The organism is Azotobacter chroococcum (genome assembly GCF_004339665.1).
GTDB lineage: Bacteria > Pseudomonadota > Gammaproteobacteria > Pseudomonadales > Pseudomonadaceae > Azotobacter > Azotobacter chroococcum.
The window spans coordinates 21,303-39,937 of sequence record NZ_SMMU01000030.1; the positions used below are offsets into that span (position 1 = coordinate 21,303).

General features: G+C 66.5%; 20 protein-coding genes. 13 read left to right on the forward strand and 7 right to left on the reverse strand.

Going from position 1 to position 18,635, the window contains the following annotated elements; genetic code table 11:
• Nucleotides 1–80: 80 nt before the first annotated feature.
• The gene (locus EV691_RS18485) at nt 81–1,457 is read right to left on the reverse strand and encodes a glutamine synthetase family protein (protein ID WP_131298618.1); all 1,377 of its coding nucleotides are present in this window, start codon (nt 1,455–1,457) and stop codon (nt 81–83) included.
• Between the two features lie 272 nt (nt 1,458–1,729).
• Between EV691_RS18485 and EV691_RS18490 the strand changes: the two genes are divergently transcribed.
• The 12 genes from EV691_RS18490 (at nt 1,730) to EV691_RS18545 (ending at nt 13,001) form a co-directional block, all read left to right on the forward strand.
• Nucleotides 1,730–2,482: a gamma-glutamyl-gamma-aminobutyrate hydrolase family protein gene (locus tag EV691_RS18490; RefSeq protein ID WP_131298617.1), complete on the forward strand. Its 753-nt coding sequence runs from the start codon at nt 1,730–1,732 to the stop codon at nt 2,480–2,482.
• A 33-nt stretch (nt 2,483–2,515) separates the two neighbouring features.
• The gene (locus EV691_RS18495; RefSeq protein ID WP_131298616.1) at nt 2,516–3,877 is read left to right on the forward strand and encodes a glutamine synthetase family protein; all 1,362 of its coding nucleotides are present in this window, start codon (nt 2,516–2,518) and stop codon (nt 3,875–3,877) included.
• Nucleotides 3,878–3,947: 70 nt separating this feature from the next.
• Nucleotides 3,948–5,321 (forward strand): aspartate aminotransferase family protein, encoded by a 1,374-nt coding sequence (locus EV691_RS18500; protein ID WP_131298615.1) that lies wholly within the window; start codon nt 3,948–3,950, stop codon nt 5,319–5,321.
• A 137-nt stretch (nt 5,322–5,458) separates the two neighbouring features.
• A complete protein-coding gene (locus tag EV691_RS18505) occupies nt 5,459–5,701 on the forward strand; it encodes a DUF6429 family protein (RefSeq protein WP_131298614.1) in 243 nt (80 codons plus the stop codon).
• A gap of 221 nt (nt 5,702–5,922) precedes the next feature.
• Nucleotides 5,923–6,267 carry a toxin gene (locus EV691_RS18510; RefSeq protein ID WP_131298613.1) on the forward strand — a complete coding sequence of 115 codons (345 nt, stop codon included), beginning with the start codon at nt 5,923–5,925 and terminating at the stop codon, nt 6,265–6,267.
• A complete protein-coding gene (locus EV691_RS18515; RefSeq protein WP_131298612.1) occupies nt 6,264–6,578 on the forward strand; it encodes a helix-turn-helix domain-containing protein in 315 nt (104 codons plus the stop codon). Before EV691_RS18510 ends, EV691_RS18515 begins: the two co-directional genes overlap by 4 nt.
• Before the next feature lie 165 nt (nt 6,579–6,743).
• Entirely contained in the window at nt 6,744–7,469 is a 726-nt protein-coding gene (locus tag EV691_RS18520; RefSeq protein ID WP_131298611.1) for an FRG domain-containing protein, read from the forward strand.
• The gene (locus EV691_RS18525) at nt 7,459–8,250 is read left to right on the forward strand and encodes a uracil-DNA glycosylase family protein (RefSeq protein ID WP_242672542.1); all 792 of its coding nucleotides are present in this window, start codon (nt 7,459–7,461) and stop codon (nt 8,248–8,250) included. The genes EV691_RS18520 and EV691_RS18525 overlap by 11 nt, the downstream gene beginning before the upstream one ends.
• Nucleotides 8,251–8,682: 432 nt before the next feature.
• Nucleotides 8,683–9,837: a polyamine ABC transporter substrate-binding protein gene (locus tag EV691_RS18530; protein WP_131298610.1), complete on the forward strand. Its 1,155-nt coding sequence runs from the start codon at nt 8,683–8,685 to the stop codon at nt 9,835–9,837.
• A gap of 265 nt (nt 9,838–10,102) precedes the next feature.
• A complete protein-coding gene (gene potA, locus EV691_RS18535) occupies nt 10,103–11,254 on the forward strand; it encodes a polyamine ABC transporter ATP-binding protein (protein WP_131298609.1) in 1,152 nt (383 codons plus the stop codon).
• Complete coding sequence (locus EV691_RS18540) at nt 11,251–12,150, forward strand: ABC transporter permease subunit (protein ID WP_131298608.1); 900 nt, start codon at nt 11,251–11,253, stop codon at nt 12,148–12,150. The genes potA and EV691_RS18540 overlap by 4 nt, the downstream gene beginning before the upstream one ends.
• The gene (locus EV691_RS18545) at nt 12,147–13,001 is read left to right on the forward strand and encodes an ABC transporter permease subunit (protein WP_131298607.1); all 855 of its coding nucleotides are present in this window, start codon (nt 12,147–12,149) and stop codon (nt 12,999–13,001) included. Before EV691_RS18540 ends, EV691_RS18545 begins: the two co-directional genes overlap by 4 nt.
• Nucleotides 13,002–13,093: 92 nt before the next feature.
• On the opposite strand, the gene EV691_RS18550 is transcribed toward EV691_RS18545, so the two are convergent.
• The 5 genes from EV691_RS18550 to EV691_RS18570 are packed head-to-tail and all read right to left on the reverse strand — an operon-like array spanning nt 13,094 to nt 16,931.
• Nucleotides 13,094–13,723: a glutathione S-transferase family protein gene (locus EV691_RS18550; RefSeq protein WP_131298606.1), complete on the reverse strand. Its 630-nt coding sequence runs from the start codon at nt 13,721–13,723 to the stop codon at nt 13,094–13,096.
• Nucleotides 13,720–14,091, reverse strand: a complete 372-nt coding sequence (locus EV691_RS18555; protein ID WP_131298605.1) for a hypothetical protein — start codon at nt 14,089–14,091, stop codon at nt 13,720–13,722. The genes EV691_RS18550 and EV691_RS18555 overlap by 4 nt, the downstream gene beginning before the upstream one ends.
• Complete coding sequence (locus EV691_RS18560; RefSeq protein ID WP_131298604.1) at nt 14,088–14,450, reverse strand: NifB/NifX family molybdenum-iron cluster-binding protein; 363 nt, start codon at nt 14,448–14,450, stop codon at nt 14,088–14,090. The genes EV691_RS18555 and EV691_RS18560 overlap by 4 nt, the downstream gene beginning before the upstream one ends.
• A gap of 9 nt (nt 14,451–14,459) precedes the next feature.
• Nucleotides 14,460–15,245 (reverse strand): ankyrin repeat domain-containing protein, encoded by a 786-nt coding sequence (locus EV691_RS18565; protein WP_131298603.1) that lies wholly within the window; start codon nt 15,243–15,245, stop codon nt 14,460–14,462.
• Between the two features lie 18 nt (nt 15,246–15,263).
• Nucleotides 15,264–16,931, reverse strand: a complete 1,668-nt coding sequence (locus tag EV691_RS18570; RefSeq protein ID WP_131298602.1) for a SagB family peptide dehydrogenase — start codon at nt 16,929–16,931, stop codon at nt 15,264–15,266.
• A gap of 298 nt (nt 16,932–17,229) precedes the next feature.
• Between EV691_RS18570 and EV691_RS18575 the strand changes: the two genes are divergently transcribed.
• A complete protein-coding gene (locus tag EV691_RS18575) occupies nt 17,230–17,625 on the forward strand; it encodes an RcnB family protein (protein WP_242672541.1) in 396 nt (131 codons plus the stop codon).
• A 49-nt stretch (nt 17,626–17,674) separates the two neighbouring features.
• Here the strand turns inward: EV691_RS18575 and EV691_RS18580 are convergent, their stop codons facing one another.
• Complete coding sequence (locus EV691_RS18580) at nt 17,675–18,439, reverse strand: class I SAM-dependent methyltransferase (RefSeq protein ID WP_131298600.1); 765 nt, start codon at nt 18,437–18,439, stop codon at nt 17,675–17,677.
• Nucleotides 18,440–18,635: the final 196 nt, after the last annotated feature.

Sequence of the window (18,635 nt, forward strand, 5' to 3'; positions counted from 1 at the left end):
AGAGGATGGTGCCGGGGTCAAATGACGTTAAAAAGTTGCTATCAGCGGCCAGAAAGCGCAGCAGCTTTCCGGCCGACCGATCAGACCGTGTGCAGGTACCAGTTGTATTCCAGGTCGGAGATCGAGTGCTCGAACTCCTCCAGCTCGCTCTCCTTGCAGGCGACGAAGACGTCGATGTAGTCCGGGCTGATGTAGCGGGCGAGGATCTCGCTCTCATCCAGCCGGCGCAGGGCGTCGCGCAGGTTGTTGGGCAGGCTGGGCTCGACCTGCTCGTAGGAGTTGCCCTCGATCGGCTCGCCCGGCTCGACCTGGCTGGTCAGCCCGTGGTGCACGCCGGCGAGCAGCGCGGCCATCGCCAGGTAGGGGTTGGCGTCGGCGCCGGGCACGCGGTGCTCGATGCGCACCGCGTCCGCGCTGCCGGTCGGCACGCGCAGGGCCACGGTGCGGTTGTCCAGGCCCCAGCAGGGGGCATTGGGCACGTAGAACTGGGCGCCGAAGCGGCGATAGGAGTTGACGTTGGGACAGAGGAAGGCCATCGAGGCCGGCATGGTCTCCAGCACACCGCCAATTGCATGACGCAGGGCGGCGTTCTGCTGGGGATCATCACCGGCGAAGATGTTGCGGCCGTCCTTGTCGAGGATCGAGATGTGCACGTGCAGCCCGTTGCCGGCCTGACCCGGATAGGGCTTGGCCATGAAGGTGGTGTCCATCTCGTGGTCGTAGGCGATGTTCTTGATCAGCCGCTTGAGCAGCACGGCGTAGTCGCAGGCCCTGATCGGGTCGGCGACGTGGTGCAGGTTGACCTCGAACTGCGCCGGGGCGCTTTCCTTGACGATGGCGTCGGCCGGGATGCCCTGTTCCTTGGCGCCTTCGAGGATGTCCTGCAGGCAGTCGACGTATTCGTCGAGGTCGTCGATCAGATAGACCTGGCTCGACTGCGGGCGCTTGCCGGAGATCGGCGAGCGCGGCGGCTGCGGCCGGCCGTTCACGTTATCCTGGTCGATCAGGTAGAACTCCAGCTCGAAGGCGGCGCAGACAGTCAGCTCCAGCGCCTCGAAGCGGGCCACCACCTGGCGCAGCACTTCCCGCGGGTCGGCGAAGAAGGGCGTGCCGTCGCGCTCGTGCATGGTCATCAGCAGCTGCGCGGTGGGGCGCTTCTGCCAGGGTTCCTTGCTCAGGGTGTCGGGGATCGGGTAGCAGATGCGGTCGGCGTCGCCGATGTCGAGGCCCAGGCCGGTGCGCTCGACGGTGGCGCCGTTGATGTCCAGGGCGAACAGCGAGGCGGGCAGGTTAATGCCCTGTTCATAGACCTTGTGCAGACTGGTGCGCTCGATGCGCTTGCCGCGCACCACGCCGTTCATGTCGGCGATGAGCAGGTCGACGAACAACACCTCGGGATGGTCCTTGAGGAATGCGTTCGCTTCGTTGAGCTGAACGGCACGCGGGGGTACCGACATGATGCAACACCTTGATTGTTTAAAATTTCAATCATTCACTGAGCCAATGTTGAGTCAATCCCAAAGCCGTGGCGCTGTCAAGGCATGCTGCCGCCCCCTCGGAATGGGGCTTGCATGCCGGTTTTTCGGCCCTTCCGGGCGTCTCCGGCGGGGCGCTCAACGACCCGCTCCAGCCGCTCGAGACCGCTTCGCGCCGTTTCGCCTTGGGGCTGTTGTCTAAAAAAATGAACAAGACTAAGCTCGGTTCCACCCCCGACAGCCAGGATGATGCCATGCCCCGTCTGCCCCTGATCGGCGTGACCGCCTGCACCCGCCAGATCGGCCTGCACCCCTTTCATATCGCCGGCGACAAGTACCTGCGGGCGCTGGCGGAGGGTGCCGGCGGCCTGCCGCTGGTCATTCCCGCGCTCGGCGAACTGATCGACCAGCAGGCGCTGCTGGAGCGGCTCGACGGCCTGCTCTTCACCGGCTCGCCGTCGAACGTCGAACCCCATCATTACCAGGGCGCGGCCAGCGAGCCGGGTAGCCACCACGATCCGGCCCGCGACCGCACCACGCTGCCGCTGATCCGCGCCGCGGTCGCCGCCGGCGTGCCGCTGCTCGGCATCTGCCGGGGCTTCCAGGAGATGAACGTGGCCTTCGGCGGCAGCCTGCACCAGAAGGTCCACGAGGCCGGTCCCTACGCGGATCACCGCGAGGTGCCGGACGAGGCGCTGGAGATCCAGTACGGGCCGCGCCACGCGCTCTATATACAGCCGGGCGGATTGCTCGCCGGCATCGGCCTGCCCCGGCAGATCGAGGTCAACTCGCTGCACGGCCAGGGCGTCGAGCGCCTGGCCCCCGGCCTGCGCATGGAGGGGCTGGCCCCGGACGGGCTGATCGAGGCGTTTTCAGTCGAGGGCGCGAAGACCTTCGCCCTCGGCGTGCAGTGGCACCCGGAATGGCAGTTCCACAGCAATCCCCATTCCCGGGCCCTGTTCCAGGCCTTCGGCGACGCCTGCCGGCGTCGGGCGGAGCGCCTTTGACGGGCCTTCGGCCCGAGTCCAAGGAGTGTCATCATGAACGCCAGCGGCAAGCTTGACCGTCTCACCCTCTGGCTCAGGGAGCGCAAGATCACCGAGGTCGAGTGCCTGATCAGCGACCTGACCGGCATCGCCCGCGGCAAGATCGCCCCGACCAGCAAGTTCATCGCCGAGAAGGGCATGCGCCTGCCGGAGAGCGTGCTGCTGCAGACCGTGACCGGCGACTACGTGAACGAGGAGATCTATTACCGGCTGCTCGATCCGGCCGAGATCGACATGTTCTGCCATCCCGACGAGAGCGCGGCGTTCCTCGTGCCCTGGGCCATCGAGCCCACCGCCCTGGTGATCCACGATACCTGCGACAAGTGGGGCAATCCCATCGAGCTGTCGCCGCGCAACCTGCTCAAGAAGGTGCTGGCGATGTACGCCGAACGCGGCTGGCAGCCGATCGTCGCGCCGGAGATGGAGTTCTACCTGACCCAGCGCAGCGACGATCCCGACTATCCGCTGCAGGCCCCGGTGGGCCGTTCCGGCCGCCAGGAGACCGGCCGCCAGTCGTTCTCCATCGACGCCGCCAACGAGTTCGACCCGCTGTTCGAGGACATGTACGACTGGTGCGAGGCCCAGGGCCTGGATCTGGACACCCTGATCCACGAGGAAGGCACCGCGCAGATGGAGATCAACTTCCGCCACGGCGAGGCGCTGCACCTGGCCGACCAGATCTTCGTGTTCAAGCGCACCCTGCGCGAGGCGGCGCTCAAGCACAACGTCACCGCCACCTTCATGGCCAAGCCGATGACCGGCGAGCCGGGCAGCGCCATGCACCTGCACCAGAGCGTGGTCGACGCCGAGGGAAGGAACATCTTCTCCAATCCGGACGGCTCGATGAGCGAGCTGTTCCTCAACCATATCGGCGGGCTGCAGAAGTACATCCCCGAGCTGCTGCCGCTGTTCGCGCCCAACGTCAACTCGTTCCGCCGTTTCCTGCCCGGCACCTCGGCGCCGGTCAACGTCGAGTGGGGCGAGGAGAACCGCACCGTCGGCCTGCGCGTGCCGGACTCCGCGCCGCACAACCGGCGGGTCGAGAACCGCCTGCCGGGCGCCGACGCCAACCCCTACCTGGCCATCGCCGCGAGCCTCCTGTGCGGCTACATCGGCATGGTCGAGCAGCTGCAGCCGAGCGCACCGGTGCAGGGCCGCGGCTACGAGCGGCGCAGCCTGCGCCTGCCGCTGACCCTGGAGGCGGCGCTGGAGCGCATGGAGAACTGCCGTGCCCTGGAGCGCTACCTGAGCCCGCGCTTCATCACCGCCTACGTCGCGGTGAAGCGTGCCGAGAACGAGAACTTCAAGCGGGTGATCAGTTCCTGGGAGCGCGCCTTCCTGCTGCTCTCGGTGTGACCCGCCAGGCGTTTCCCCGGCCTGCCCACCGCCCCGGTGGGCCGCGCCCTGTCGCAGAGGAGGGGCTTCCATGAAAGGCACTACCGGCAACCCGCAAACCCGGCAGTGGCAGGATCTCAGCCACGCCCACCACCTGCCGCCGTTCAGCGACTACAGGCAGCTCAAGGAGCACGGCCCGCGGATCATCACCCGCGCCTCCGGCGTCTACCTCTGGGACAGCGAAGGCAACCGCATCCTCGACGGCATGGCCGGGCTCTGGTGCGTCAACATCGGCTATGGCCGCGAGGAGCTGGTCGAGGCGGCCAGCCGGCAGATGCGCGAGCTGCCCTACTACAACCTGTTCTTCCAGACCGCCCACCCGCCGGCCGTCGAGCTGGCCCGGGCGATCGCCGAGCTGGCGCCGCCGGGCATGGACCATGTGTTCTTCACCGGCTCCGGCTCGGAGGCCAACGACACCGTGCTGCGTCTGGTGCGCCACTACTGGGCGACCCGGGGGCAGCCGCGGAAGAACGTCGTCATCGGCCGCTGGAACGGCTACCACGGCTCCACCGTCGCCGGGGTCAGCCTGGGCGGCATGAAGGCCATGCACGCCCAGGGCGACCTGCCGATCCCCGGCATCGAGCACATCGACCAGCCCTACTGGTACGGCGAGGGCGGCGACCTCGACCCGGACGAGTTCGGCCGCCGCGTCGCCGACCAGCTCGAACGCAAGATCCTCGAACTCGGCGAGGAGCGCGTCGCCGCCTTCGTCGCCGAGCCGATCCAGGGCGCCGGCGGGGTGATCGTCCCGCCGGACAGCTACTGGCCGCGGATCCGCGAGATCCTCGACAAGTACGACATCCTGTTCGCCGCCGACGAGGTGATCTGCGGCTTCGGCCGCACCGGCGAGTGGTTCGGCAGCCAGTACTACGGGGTGACGCCGGACCTGATGATGATCGCCAAGGGCCTGACCTCCGGCTACCTGCCGATGGGCGGGGTGGTGGTGCGCGAGCGGATCGTCGAGGTGCTCGAGGAGGGCGGCGAGTTCTACCACGGCTTCACCTATTCCGGGCATCCGGTGGCGGCGGCGGTGGCCCTGGAGAACCTGCGCCTGCTGCGCGAGGAAGGCATCGTCGAGCGGGTCAGGACGCGCACCGCGCCCTACCTGCAGAAGCGCTGGCGGGAGCTGGCCGAGCATCCGCTGGTCGGCGAGGTCCGCGGCGTCGGCATGCTCGCCGCGCTGGAGCTGGTCAGGGACAAGCGAACCCGCCAGCGCTTTCCCGGCCCCCTGGCGGCCGGCATGCGCTGCCGCGAACACTGCTTCGCCAACGGGCTGGTGATGCGCGCGGTCGGCGACACCATGATCGTCGCCCCGCCCCTGGTGATTTCCGAGGCGGAGATCGACGAACTGATCGCCAAGGCGCGGCTCTGCCTGGACCTGACTGCGAGCGAGATGCCGGGCTGAGGCAGGGCGGGTGAAATCCGCCGACTTCGGTGTGTGTCTTCGCCATGTCCGGCGGGTTGCACCCGCCTTACCTGCTATTGGGTAGCGAACAGTGGTTGGGCGGTGCATCGAGAAGGAAGATTATTGGAGTTGTGAAAATGGATTACGACCAAACTCGCATTGAGGATGCCGTTCTGGCTCTCCTGGCCGCTTTCAGTTTTGACGAGGGCCGTGCATGGAAGGGCTTCGACTTCGACGTAATGGATAGCTTGCATTCACAAGGATTCATCAGTGATCCAAAGGGCAAGTCCAAGTCGGTATGGCTCACTCCAGAGGGCATCGAACGGGGCCGAAAGATCGCTGAGCGTCTGTTCGGTAGTTCCCCTGCAGATACTGTCTAATTTTCATGCAAGCCGGACCCACTTCGCGGCTCGGCTTGATTCGGCCTTGTAGGGCGGGAGAAACCCGCCAGCTTCGGCGTGGTTTAGCGCCATGTCCGGCGGGTTGCACCCGCCCTACCGGCTGGAGAAGCGCCTGTAGGCGGCGGACAGGGCGGGAAGAGACGTGAAAGCATGCCCCGCCCTGCTTGCTCGAATATGAGCAAGTTGCTTACACTTTTTCCATGAAAGCCATCTTCATCGAAACCACGAGCTTCACCGCCACGGTTGGCGACTACCTGACCGACGACGAGTATCGGCAGCTCCAAGGGGAACTGCTGAAGAATCCCGAGGCCGGCGACGTCATGCCGCGCACGGGCGGCTTCCGCAAGCTGCGCTGGGCCGATGGACGCAGAGGGAAGGGAAAGCGTGGTGGCTTGCGCGTCATCTACTACTGGCTGCTCGGCGATGGCCAGTTCTGGATGTTCGCCATCTACGACAAGGACGAGCTGGAGAACCTGACCGCCGAGCAGGAGAAGCTGCTCAAGCAGGCCATCACCGCAGAGCTGAAAAAGCGAGGTGCCAAGTGAAAAAGCGTGATTTGTTTGCCGAAATGATGCAGGGCATCGGCGAAATGGCGACGCACCGCGAGGGCAAGATCACCCTGCGCCAATACGAGGTCGAGGAAAGGCCGGCGCCGGAGGTGTCGGCGAGCGAGATCGTCGCCCTGCGCAAGAAAATGCACATGTCCCAGCAGGTGTTTGCCCGGCGCTTCCGCATCAGCACGGGCACCCTGCGCAAATGGGAGCAGGCCAAGGCCAAGCCGAACGCCCAGGCCGCCGTTCTCATCAGGCTGGTCGAGCAGTACCCCGACATGGCCGAAAGACTGGCCGCGATCTGACCCGTAGAGCCTCGCCAAGCGCGGTCATGTTGGAGGCTGCAGCCTGCAAGGGCGTCGCTGGGGGCGGCAAGGGAGTGTTACACACCAAATGGTGTATTTGTTCACACCCTTTGTTGTGGAATAGTAGTTGGCTGAAACCACACTCCCACGCCTGAGGATAATTCCATGTGCGAAAGCGACCTCAAAGATACAACGGTGAATTCATTTGAGGAACTAGCGGGCCTTGTCCAGAAATTTCGCAAGCATGGGAACTGGATATTTCGTGGGGTTAGCCAAAGTACCCATCAGTTAATTCCTAAGATCGGGAGGCAAGATTCACGAAAGGGTAAAGGTGCTGGGCAAAACCTCCCTTACGATAGAGTCGCCGAAAGGACGATGATTCGTCACTTTATTAGGTCTGCGGCTCCTTACGTAAAACATGCTCCTGCAACCAAACTTGAGTGGCTCGCTCTTGCCCAGCACCATGGCATGTCAACGAGGTTGCTGGATTGGAGCATGAGCCTTCTAGTTGCTGCATACTTCGCCGTTAGGGATGCCAGGGATTCCACTTCTTCCCCAATGATTTACTGCGTCCGTGATGTTCCGCTCGTGCCCGAAGAAAACCACGATCGCCTCGATGCACTTGACGAAGTCATGCTCTACTATCCGCCCCATATCAGCCCGCGCATACCGGCTCAGAGCGGGCTGTTTACCGTGCATAGGAATCCTGACCAACCCTTCGTTCCGGCAGAACTTGTTCGAATCACAATAGGTAAAAGTCCTCTCACACTGAAATTCAACTTGAATTCTTGTGGTATTCACCATGCTTCCCTATTTCCCGATATTGATGGTTTAGCCGCGCATCAGTCGTGGCTTTATAAATGGGGGGAGCACTTGCCGTATGACGAATAGTATTCAGCCGCCGTCAGCTAGCACCTCGGTCAACCGGACGCCCAAAAGCGAGGTGATCTTCGAATGGGCCGCCTTGCGCGGGTCCACGTTAGGTAGCAAGAATATGTCGCGCTCCGAGGAACTAATAGATCTCTACGCCAACGTGACCACATGCGGTAGGCAATGCAATGGAGTGCAGAACGATCCAATCAACGGCATCATTGGGCGAAGTTTCTACTGTCTAGACGAGAGTGCCGGCATCGACATACTCCTGGTCAGCAAGAATCCAGGAATATCCGATCCGCGAGAAAGCGCTTTATACGCGCCGCTGGGCGGTCGGGATCGTGTCAGGGCTCACGAAGATTTCGTGCGCACCCGGTTTCTCGGGACCAATCAAATCATCACGTCCCGCTATCATGCCAATATTATCAGTTGGGTTTCGGTCATCCTTGACGTGCCTGCTGAGCACGATGCTGTATTCGCGCGCGTGGCAATGACTGCACTAGTTAAGTGCCACTCCGCAAAACTCAAGACTGATTCTTTGCCGGACACAACCAAAGATACTTGCGTAGGTACATTTTTGTATCGTGAGATAGAGCTGTTGAAGCCAAAGTTTCTGCTAGCCCTCGGTGGTGAGGCATTTGATTATCTTATAAGACCTAACGTCAGAGCCAGACACCACCTGCCTGTTGGAAAGCTATATCATCCGAGTTGGTCGAACATGCGTGGAGGTGTAGCGCGCTATATAGCAGAGGAGCTTCCGAAGCTGAGGGAGCAATTCCAGCGTGCGCTTGCTACCTAACAGCACTCAATACCGTTCGCTTCGTTCACTGGACTCGCAAAAGCTACGCTTTTGCTCGCCTGTTAGCTTAATCGTTAACCAACAATATCCACGGCGGCGGTAAAATCTGAGTGCAATACCTGACTATTTTGCCAAGGTTCTGCCATCTCCTATCAAAAACTTAGCGCCACCGAACGCGCCACGATCCAGCCCCGGCCCGCCGCCCGGCGGGCTGTCTGCCCTGCCCATCGCCGCCGACCCCTCCAACCCGACGCCGCTACGCGGCGATACATATAAGTTCCACATATCCCCCTTTGTGGTGCTTGTAAAGCAGCCCCGAGCCTTGCCAGACTGCGCGCCGTTGCACCACCCCGAGCCGGCCGGGCAGGGCGGCAGCGTGCGTCCCGGCACACGCCCCGTCCGGATACCTCAACGACAAAAGGAGCGGTACGCATGAAACACTTTGGCAAGACCCTTCTCGCACTGTCCCTGGGCATGCTCGCCGCATGCGACAAGCCCGCCGAGAACACAGGCAAGAAGGAGGAAACCCCCGGCGCGGCCGCTCCTGCAGCGGCGCCGGCCGGGCAGACCCTGCACGTCTACAACTGGTCGGACTACATCGGCGAGAACACCCTGGCGAACTTCTCCGCGGAAAGCGCCGTCAAGGTCGTCTACGACGTGTTCGACAGCAACGAGGTCCTGGAAGCCAAGCTGCTCGCCGGCAGCTCCGGCTACGACGTGGTGGTGCCGTCCAACCCCTTCCTGGCCAAGCAGATCAAGGCCGGCGTGTTCCAGAAGCTGGACCGGAGCAAGCTGCCGAACTGGGCGAACCTCGACAAGGACCTGCTCAAGGCGCTGGAGCCGAGCGATCCGGGCAACCAGTACGCGGTGCCCTACATGTGGGGCACCGTCGGCATCGGCTACAACCTCGACAAGGTCAAGGCCGCCCTCGGTGACCAGGCGCCGGTGGACTCCTGGGATCTGGTGTTCAAGCCGGAGAACATCGAGAAGCTGAAGGCCTGCGGTGTGTCCTTCCTCGACTCGCCGACCGAGATGCTGCCCGCCGCCCTGCATTACCTGGGTTACGCGCCCGACAGCGGCAATCCCGAGGAGCTGAAGAAGGCCGAGGAACTGTTCCTGAAGATCCGCCCGCACGTGGCCTACTTCCACTCCTCCAAGTACATCTCCGACCTGGCCAACGGCGACACCTGCGTGGCGATCGGCTATTCCGGCGACATCTACCAGGCCAAGGCGCGCGCCGAGGAAGCCGGCAACAACGTGAAGATCGCCTACAGCATTCCCAGGGAAGGCGCCGGCAGCTTCTTCGACATGCTGGCGATTCCCGCCGACGCGAAGAACGTCGAGCAGGCCCATGCCTTCATCAATTACCTGATGAAGCCGCCGGTGATCGCCCAGATCACCAACGAGGTGCAGTTCCCCAACGGCAACGCCGCGGCCACCCCGCTGGTCGACGAGGCGATCCGCACCGATCCGGGCATCTACCCGAGCCAGGAAGTGCTGAAGAAGCTCTACACCTTCCCGGACCTGGCGGCCGACACCCAGCGCGCCATGACCCGCAGCTGGACCCGCATCAAGTCGGGGACCTGAGGGCCCTGACGGGACCGACCGGCGGTCGCCGCGCGGTCCCGGCGCTCACAGCGGACGTGTCGCGCCAGCGGCCGGCCGCGTCTCCTGCAGCGGGCCGCCGCGCCCGGCAGGATGGCGCGGGCGGCCCATACCACGGGAAGCGCCCCGCCGGGCCGGCGGGCGTCCCACGACAACCCGATTGCCGCCTCCCGAGGCTGCCTGGACGGTTGGCCGAAGGCCGACGGGGCGAGCGGAGGCCCCCTGTTCATATAGTGGAGTTGTGACCATGGCGACTGTCGCCGGTGCTAACACGATTGCTCTCGCCGACGACCAGCCGGCGAAGGAGGTGCTGGTCAGGATCGACCGGGTGACCAAGAAGTTCGACGACATGGTGGCGGTGGACGACATCTCCCTGTCCATCCACAAGGGCGAGATCTTCGCCCTGCTCGGCGGCTCCGGCTGCGGCAAGTCGACCCTCTTGCGCATGCTCGCCGGCTTCGAGCGGCCCACCGAAGGGCGCATCTACCTGGAGGGCCAGGACATCACCGAGCTGCCGCCCTACGAGCGGCCGATCAACATGATGTTCCAGTCCTACGCGCTGTTCCCGCACATGACCGTGGAGCAGAACATCGCCTTCGGCCTCAAGCAGGACCGCCTGCCCAAGGCCGAGATCGACGCGCGCGTGGCGGAAATGCTCCGGCTGGTGCAGATGACCCAGTACGCCCGGCGCAAGCCGCACCAGCTGTCCGGCGGCCAGCGCCAGCGCGTGGCCCTGGCCCGCTCGCTGGCGAAACGGCCCAAGCTGCTGCTGCTCGACGAGCCGATGGGCGCGCTGGACAAGAAGCTGCGCTCGCAGATGCAGTTGGAGCTGGTGCAGATCATCGAGCGGGTCGGCGTGACCTGCGTGATGGTCACCCACGACCAGGAGGAGGCGATGACCATGGCCGCGCGCATCGCCATCATGCACCAGGGCTGGATCGCCCAGGTCGGCAGCCCGATGGACATCTACGAGAGCCCGGCCAGCCGGCTGGTCTGCGAGTTCATCGGCAGCGTCAACCTGTTCGACGGCGAACTGGTGGACGACAGCCCCGACCACGCGGTCATCGCCTGCCCGCAGCTGGAGCGGCCGATCTACATCGGCCACGGCATCTCCACCCGCGCCGAGGAGAAGCGCGTGACCTACGCCCTGCGCCCGGAAAAGGTCCAGCTCAGCGCGGAAAAGCCCGAGCTGCAGCACGAAGGGCACAACTGGTCGAGCGGCCGGGTGAAGGACATCGCCTACCTGGGCGGGCATTCCATGTACTACGTCGAACTGCCCTCGGGGCAGGTGGTGCAGGCCTTCATGGCCAACGCCGAGCGCCACGGCAAGCGCCCGACCTGGAGCGATCAGGTGTACGTCAGCTGGTTCGACGACGGCGGGGTGGTGTTGCACGCATGAAAAGACTCCGCCAACTGTTCCCCGGCCGCCAACTGGTCGTCGGCATTCCCTTCGTCTGGCTGCTGCTGTTCTTCCTGTTGCCCTTCGCCATCGTGCTGAAGATCAGCTTCTCCGAGGCTGCGGTGGCGATTCCGCCGTACACGGAGATCTTCACCTACGTCGACCAGCAGCTGAAGATCCTCGCCAACCTGAACAACTATGTGTTCCTCGGCCAGGACGCGCTGTACCTGTCCGCCTACCTGGGCTCGCTGAAGATCGCCACCGTCGGCACCCTGCTCTGCCTGCTGATCGGCTACCCGATGGCCTACGCCATCGCCCGCGCCAGCAAGGAGATGCAGACCGTCTGCCTGCTGCTGATCATGATGCCGACCTGGACCGCGATCCTGATCCGCGTCTACGCCTGGATGGGCATCCTCGGCAACAACGGCCTGCTCAACGGCCTGCTGCAGGGGCTCGGGCTGATCGACGAGCCGCTGCGCATCCTCAACACCGACCTGGCCGTGTACATCGGCGTGGTCTATGCCTACCTGCCGTTCATGGTCCTGCCGCTCTACGCCAACCTGGTCAAGCACGATCCGAGCCTCCTGGAGGCCGCCGCCGACCTGGGCGCGCACCCGCTGGCCAGCTTCTGGAGGATCACCGTGCCGCTGTCCAGGAACGGCATCGTCGCCGGCTGCATGCTGGTGTTCATCCCGGTGGTCGGCGAGTTCGTCATCCCCGAACTGCTCGGCGGTCCCGAGACGCTGATGATCGGCAAGGTGCTCTGGCAGGAATTCTTCAACAACCGCGACTGGCCGGTGGCCGCGGCCCTGGCGGTGGTGATGCTGGCGATCCTGCTGGTGCCGATCATCCTGCTCAACCGCAACCAGGCCCGGGAACTGGAGGGACGGCTATGAGGCGCCCGAGTTTTTCCGGCTTCATGCTGTGGGCTGGTCTGCTGTTCATCTACCTGCCGATGGTCATCCTGGTCGTCTACTCGTTCAATGACTCGCGGCTGGTGACCGTCTGGGGCGGCTGGTCGGTACGCTGGTACGCCGGGCTGCTCGACAACCGCCAGCTCCTGGGCGCGCTCGGGCGCTCCCTGCAGATCGCCCTGTGCACTGCGGTCGCCGCGGTGGCCCTCGGCACCCTGGCGGCCTTCGTGCTGACCCGCATCCCGCGCTTTCGCGGCCGCAGCCTGTTCGGCGGGCTGGTCACCGCGCCGCTGGTGATGCCCGAGGTGATCACCGGCCTGTCGCTGCTGCTGCTGTTCGTGGCCATGGCCCAGGTGGTCGGCTGGCCGGCCGAGCGCGGCCTGACCACCATCTGGATCGCCCACACCACCTTCTGCACTTCCTACGTGGCGGTGATCGTCTCGGCGCGCCTGCGCGAGCTGGACCTGTCGATCGAGGAGGCGGCGATGGACCTGGGCGCGCGGCCCTGGAAGGTGTTCCTGCTGATCACCATGCCGATGATCGCCCCCTCGCTGGGCGCCGGCGGCATGCTGTCGTTCGCTCTGTCGCTGGACGACCTGGTGCTGGCCAGCTTCGTCTCCGGCCCCGGCGCGACCACCCTGCCGATGGAGATCTTCTCCGCCGTGCGCCTGGGCGTGAAGCCGGACATCAACGCCGTGGCCAGCCTGATCCTGCTGGCGGTGTCGCTGTTCACCTTCCTCGCCTGGTTCTTCATGCGCCGCAGCGAGGCCCGCCGGCGGCGGGCCCTGCAGCAGATCCACGAGGACGAGCAGCGCCAGCCGGCCGGTCGGTAGTCGTGTAGCCCGTAGGGTGGACAACGCCGCAGGCTTGTCCACCACGGTGGATGGCTTCGGCCATCCACCCTACTCGACTACCGAGGATGGGTTCAGCGCAGCGCCGAGGCGTAGCCCTCTTCCTGCAGCACCTGGCGCACCGCCGGGCGCTGGAGCATCCGCCGGTAGTGGGCCTGGCAGTTGTCAGGCAGGGCGATGCCGGTGCGGTCGGCCCAGAACTCCACGTAGAACAGCGCGCAGTCGGCGATGCCGAAGCTGCCGGCGAGGTAGTCGCGTCCTTCCAGCAGCCGGTCGGCGACCGCGAAGCCGCGCTCGAGGATCTCCAAGCCCTGGGCCTTGACCGCCTCGTGCTGGGCCGGATCGGCGGCGAACTTCTCGGTGGTGAAGATCCGCGCGAAGCCCTGGCCATGCAGGGTGCCGACCGCGAAGTTCATCGCCTCCAGCACCCGCGCCTCGCCGTCGGCGTCCTCCGGCAGCAGTCGGCGCTTCGGATGGCTGCGCGCCAGCCACCAGGCGATCGACTGGAAGTCGGTGAGCGCCGTGCCGTCGTCGCGCACCAGGGTCGGGATGGTCGCCTTGGGGTTGATGGCCAGGTACTCGGGCTTGAACTGGTCGCCGGCCAGCAGGTTGACCAGATACACCTCGAACACCAGCCCCAGTTCCTCCAGCAGGATGTGGATGCCGGTGCTGCAGGAGCCGGGAGTCATGTAGAACTTCATCATGCCTCGGCCTCCTCCCAGTCGCGCTCCGGCTCGAGCAGGCCCTGCTCGCGGAGCATCGCCTTGAAGCCCTTCATCACCGGGCGGGAGATCATGGTCTCGGCCAGCACGCGCTTCTCATAGAGGAGGAACTGCATGTCCTCGTCCAGGCGCTTGCGGGCGTCGGCGATCAGCTGGTGGATGTCCGCGCCGAGCTTCTCGCCGGGACGCTGCTTCACCTGCTCGTAGAGTAGCGCCATGACCAGCTTCTCGGTCGGCGGCATCTTGCACTTGCCGTCGAGGATCTTCAGCATCACCGCGGTGGCGCAATCCACGTGGGACGGCGACAGGGGATGCTCCTCGGCCCAGCGGGCCACGCGTGCGGCGGTCATGCCACCACCTCGCCGGCGGCGCTGCGCCGTGCGTAGTCGAGCAGGGAGGCCTCGATGGTCTCCCAGGCGTAGGCGGAGACGGCGCGCACGCCGATCGCCGCGAGCTTCTCGGTCGGCCCGTCGCCGATCTTGGCGACGAACACCGCCTGGCAGTCCCTGATGGCTTCGAGGATGCCGGCCATGGCGCTCTGGTTGGAGCTGTTGCCCAGGCAGTAGTGTTCCACCTCGCGCGACTCCAGCAGGCGGCAGCTTTCCGGGGTGACCTCGTAGATCGCGAAGCGCTTGGCGTGGCCGAAGTGCTCGCTGATCGCCTGGCCTTCCTTGCTGGCCACCGCCAGCTTCACCGGGAATTCGATCATCGTTGCTCCTCAGTCGGCGGTATGGCGCAACAGTTTCAGGCAGGCCCGCGAGGCGGCCAGCTCCACCGCGCGCAGGTCGTCGAAGTTGCGCACGTGCGGGTCGGCGCCGGCCTCCAGAAGGATCTGCAGGAGTTCCGGGCGGTCGCTGGAGGCGGTGTACATCAGCGCCGTGGAGCCGGCGTCGTTGCGGTTGTCCAGCTCGATGCCGGCGTCGATCAGGTCCTGCACCAGGGCGCTGTCGCGGGACACGCAGCCGAGCCAGAGGGCGGTGTTGCCGTCGTCGTTGCGCGCCTTGACGTCGGCGCCGAGGGCCAGCAGTTCGCGAACGATCTCCCGGCGGCCCTGCAGGGCGGCGCGCATCAAGGGGGTCAGGCCGTGCTGGCCGCGGGCCTCGAGGTCGTTGGCCGGGTACTGCCACTCGGCGAGGAAGGCGGCCAGTTCGGCACTGGGCGCGCCGCCCGGCGCTGCGGCTTCGGTCAGGGCAGTGGCCAGCGGCCGGTAGCCGCCGTCGACGCTGTAGACGCGGGCGAAGCGGAAGTCGCTGAACATCTGCGCGAAGGTCTTGCTGGAGTTGCCGTGGTAGCAGTAGATCAGCACCGGCCTCTCCTTGGGCAGGCGGCCGAGCCACATCGGCACGCGGTCCTCGGTCAGGTGCATGGCGCCGTCCAGGTGCTCCTGCTTGTAGCTGTGCATGTCGCGCACGTCGAACAGGTTGAGTTCCGGCTCGGCGCGGATCAGGGCCGCGGCCTCGACCGCGGAGAGGCATTGGTAGGGAATCCGTTCGGCTGTGGCCATGAAGGGTCTCCGCAGGCGTCAGTGGGGGAGGGTGTCGTGGTCGTCGGCATAGGCCGGCGCGGATTCGATGCGCGGGTCTTCCACCGGCAGGCCGACGGTGAAGTGGTAGAGCGTCTGCCAGGCGCTGCCATCGAGGCCGAGCAGGGCGTGCACCGGGTCGTCGAAGAAGCAGCCGATGCCGGTGCCGCGCAGGCCCTGAGCCTCGGCCTCCAGGTAGAGCGCCTGGCCGATCAGCCCGGCCTCGCGATACAGGCCGCGGTAGGCGGCCGGGCCGGCGGCCAGCGCGGCGTCGAACTCGGCGAGCATGCCGAGGGCGAAGCAGGCGGTGGCGGCGATGTCCTGGTGGCAGTGCAGGCTGCGGGTGCTGCGCTGCAGCGCGAGCGGCTCCAGGCTGGCCAGCTGCAGCAGGGGCTCGAGGCCGGGCTGCGGGGCGAGGGCGAAGCGCCCGGCGAGCAGCGGGCGCAGGGCGTCGCGCTGCGCTTCGCTGCGCGGCAGCAGGTAGAGCCCCGGCGTCAGCCCCTCGACGCGGGCGACGAACAGCACCAGCGCCATCCGCGGGGCCTCGGCGAACACATCCCAGGGCAGCCCGACGGGCTGCAGGCGGGCGAGGATCGCGGCGAACTGCGCCTGGCTCATCACATGGTGGCGGTCGAAGCGCTGGGCGCTGCGCCGTTCGCCGAGCAGCGCCTGCACCGGCTTGGCGGCCTCGCCGGGCGCGCGCGGAGCGGCTGCCGGCAAGGCGGCGGCGGGCTGCGCCGGGCCATCGGCGCGACGGGTGGCGGCGGCCACCTGGGCGATCGCCGGCCAGCTGTACATGGGATGGCGGTCGATGGTCGAGGCCACGCCGTGCCAGGTGGAGTGCTCGGCCAGCGCCTGCAGCGCGGTGCTTTCCAGCGCCGCCGGCGCGGCGGCACAGAAGCTCGCGGCGAGGAGGATCTCCGCCTCTTCCAGTTCGGTTTCGGCGCGCTTGCGGGCGGGGAATTTGGCGAGCCGGTCGATGCCGGCCAGCCGCGCGAGGCTGTCGCTGCCGACGTGGGCCTGTTCCGCGAGCCGCCAGCCGAGCGCGGCGGCGGCGTAGCGCAGGGCGCCGGCGGCATGGCCGGTGTCCAGCTGGCAGTAGCGGAAGGCCCGCTCGCCGTACTTCCAGGCTTCGCGCCACATCACCGAGCTGAGCAGGATGGCCAGGCTCGGCGCCCTGCTGGCGGTCGGATGCGCGGCGCGCAGTTCCAGGGCGTGGGTTTCGGGACGGTAGTGGTACAGGCCATCCTGCAGTGCGTCGATGCCGGCGATCAGCAGGTAGGCCTCGGTCGGGTGCAGGTTGCCGCTGGAGGGGTTGGCGCGCACCGCCCAGCGGTCCGGGCCGTAGCGCTTCCAGGCGGTGAGGCCGAGCGACAGCTGCAGCAGGGCGCCGAGGCTGGCCAGATCCGGCGGCAGCGGCGTCTGGCGCGGATCGTCCAGCGCAGCGAAGGGCCGCGTGAGCGCGGTGTGCAGGGCGCTGCCGGGCGGCACGGCCGAGAGCCTGGGCAGGGCGATCTGCGCGGCGCCGTCGAAGTGGCGGAAGGGGGCCGGCTGGGCGTCCCAGTCGAGGGTGCCGGGACCGGGGGCATAGCCCTCGAAGCGGTGCTTGGTGCGCTGGTGGTAGTCCAGCACGGTTGCCAGGGCGACGGGCGGAGTCTGGGGCGGCATGGTTCTGATGGAATTCTTGTAGGCCGGGGGGAGCTTACTTGCAAGAGCAGTACCAGACTGCGGATTGCCCGTCTGGCAAGGGTTGCTGCGCTCCGGCGCTGCGGCAGGGGTGCGACATTGTCGGCTTTGTGACAGGGCGCAGGGGCGAAATCGGTGCATGGCGCCGGCGCCGTGTAAGGTTCGGCTGACAAATCCCCGGCCTGTGTAAAAGTCCGGGTAAAGCCAGGCTGACAACGGTTTTTCGGCGCGCGGCGCGCTTAGGATGCCGTCATCCATCGCACTGTTTCGAGGTCATCCCATGCAATCGACCCGTCTCCTCGCCGGCCTGGGCCTGGCGCTCTGCCTGGGCTGCGCCCTGGTGCCGGCAGCTTCTGCCCATGGGCACGAGCCGGACGACCGGCGCCACCGCGACAGCCATGCGCAGCAACGCCCGCCGGCGGATTTCGGCCCGCTGCGCCAGTCGATCCACGCCCATCGCCACGACATCGGTCGCGGCCCGGCCGTGCCGGCGCATGTGAGGATCGTCAAGGGCAAGCCGCTGCCGCCCGGCTGGGGCAGCCGCCTGAGCGCCCGGCAACTGCACCACCTGCCGCAGTACCGCGGCTACGAGTGGCGCCGTGCCGGCAGCAGTCTGCTGCTGGTCGACAGCCGCAGCGGCGTCGTTCACGAAGCCCTGCTCGGGGTGCTGGACTGATGCGGCCGGTCCTGCCGGGAGCCGGGCCCAGGCTCTGGCTGAGGCAGCTTCAGGGCGCCTCGACCCGGCCGACGCGCAGCGCCAGCGGCCAGCGAACCGTGCGGCGCACTTCGGGATCGCCCCAGGCCGCGGCCAGTCCGGCGGCGAACTGCTCCAGAGGATCGCGGCCTTGGGCCTTTTCCAGCGCGCGCACGGCGGACCAGGTGTCGATGTAGCCGAGCAGCTCGGCCAGCGTCCACTGCACCTCGATCGCCAGCGCCGGTGCCCGGCATTCCGCGAAGGGGAAGGGCAGGCTCCGGTAGCCCTCCTCGACGTGGCGGCGCTCGGCCGGCCACCAGGGGCCGAGCACTTGGTAATAGAAGTGCTCGACCAGCGGCGCGGGCGGGCCTTCCACCTGCAGCACCCCATAGCTGATCAGCGCCAGCACGGCGTTCGGCCGGGCGACCCGCCGCACTTCGGCATAGAAGCGTTCGAGGTCGAGCCAGTGGGCAGCCTGGGCGACCGTGAGCAGATCGACGCTGGCCGGCGGCAGGCCGCTGTCCTCGGCGAGGGCGACGCGGTAGTCCACGCCCGGATGCGGCTCGGCCTTGGCGATCTGCGCCGCGCTGGCGTCGGTCGCCACCACGCGGGCGAAGTGTTCGGCCAGCGGCACCGAGAGCTGGCCGGTGCCGCAGCCGCAGTCCAGGGCACAGGCGCTGGCCGGCGCGAGGCTGGCCAGGTAGTCGATCAGTGCGGCGGGGTAGCGGGGACGGTGCGCGGCATAGTCGGCGGCGGCCGCGGAGAAGTGATCCTTGAACGGGCGGGGTTCGGTCATGGCGAGGCGCTCGGCGGCGGGAACGCCATGACCTTAACAGAGGGCGGGCACCCCCGGCATCTGCTAGGGCCTGTTGACGTTTGGGCGCAGGCCGCGACGGCGGCCCGTCTGGCGCAGAACAAGGAACGAGGAGAGAAGTTTGGTCATTCCAAATGAACGACGAGAGACGCCGTGCTGCGCCAGACGGGCCCCGTCC

What these genes read in the sequence shown, in the direction of transcription:
- EV691_RS18485 (WP_131298618.1), bottom strand. Translation starts at nt 1,457, where the DNA reads ATGTCGGTACCCCCGCGTGCCGTTCAGCTCAACGAAGCGAACGCATTC.
- EV691_RS18490 (WP_131298617.1), top strand. Translation starts at nt 1,730, where the DNA reads ATGCCCCGTCTGCCCCTGATCGGCGTGACCGCCTGCACCCGCCAGATC.
- EV691_RS18495 (WP_131298616.1), top strand. Translation starts at nt 2,516, where the DNA reads ATGAACGCCAGCGGCAAGCTTGACCGTCTCACCCTCTGGCTCAGGGAG.
- EV691_RS18500 (WP_131298615.1), top strand. Translation starts at nt 3,948, where the DNA reads ATGAAAGGCACTACCGGCAACCCGCAAACCCGGCAGTGGCAGGATCTC.
- EV691_RS18505 (WP_131298614.1), top strand. Translation starts at nt 5,459, where the DNA reads ATGGATTACGACCAAACTCGCATTGAGGATGCCGTTCTGGCTCTCCTG.
- EV691_RS18510 (WP_131298613.1), top strand. Translation starts at nt 5,923, where the DNA reads ATGAAAGCCATCTTCATCGAAACCACGAGCTTCACCGCCACGGTTGGC.
- EV691_RS18520 (WP_131298611.1), top strand. Translation starts at nt 6,744, where the DNA reads ATGTGCGAAAGCGACCTCAAAGATACAACGGTGAATTCATTTGAGGAA.
- EV691_RS18525 (WP_242672542.1), top strand. Translation starts at nt 7,459, where the DNA reads ATGACGAATAGTATTCAGCCGCCGTCAGCTAGCACCTCGGTCAACCGG.
- EV691_RS18530 (WP_131298610.1), top strand. Translation starts at nt 8,683, where the DNA reads ATGAAACACTTTGGCAAGACCCTTCTCGCACTGTCCCTGGGCATGCTC.
- potA (WP_131298609.1), top strand. Translation starts at nt 10,103, where the DNA reads ATGGCGACTGTCGCCGGTGCTAACACGATTGCTCTCGCCGACGACCAG.
- EV691_RS18540 (WP_131298608.1), top strand. Translation starts at nt 11,251, where the DNA reads ATGAAAAGACTCCGCCAACTGTTCCCCGGCCGCCAACTGGTCGTCGGC.
- EV691_RS18545 (WP_131298607.1), top strand. Translation starts at nt 12,147, where the DNA reads ATGAGGCGCCCGAGTTTTTCCGGCTTCATGCTGTGGGCTGGTCTGCTG.
- EV691_RS18550 (WP_131298606.1), bottom strand. Translation starts at nt 13,723, where the DNA reads ATGATGAAGTTCTACATGACTCCCGGCTCCTGCAGCACCGGCATCCAC.
- EV691_RS18555 (WP_131298605.1), bottom strand. Translation starts at nt 14,091, where the DNA reads ATGACCGCCGCACGCGTGGCCCGCTGGGCCGAGGAGCATCCCCTGTCG.
- EV691_RS18560 (WP_131298604.1), bottom strand. Translation starts at nt 14,450, where the DNA reads ATGATCGAATTCCCGGTGAAGCTGGCGGTGGCCAGCAAGGAAGGCCAG.
- EV691_RS18565 (WP_131298603.1), bottom strand. Translation starts at nt 15,245, where the DNA reads ATGGCCACAGCCGAACGGATTCCCTACCAATGCCTCTCCGCGGTCGAG.
- EV691_RS18570 (WP_131298602.1), bottom strand. Translation starts at nt 16,931, where the DNA reads ATGCCGCCCCAGACTCCGCCCGTCGCCCTGGCAACCGTGCTGGACTAC.
- EV691_RS18575 (WP_242672541.1), top strand. Translation starts at nt 17,230, where the DNA reads ATGCAATCGACCCGTCTCCTCGCCGGCCTGGGCCTGGCGCTCTGCCTG.
- EV691_RS18580 (WP_131298600.1), bottom strand. Translation starts at nt 18,439, where the DNA reads ATGACCGAACCCCGCCCGTTCAAGGATCACTTCTCCGCGGCCGCCGCC.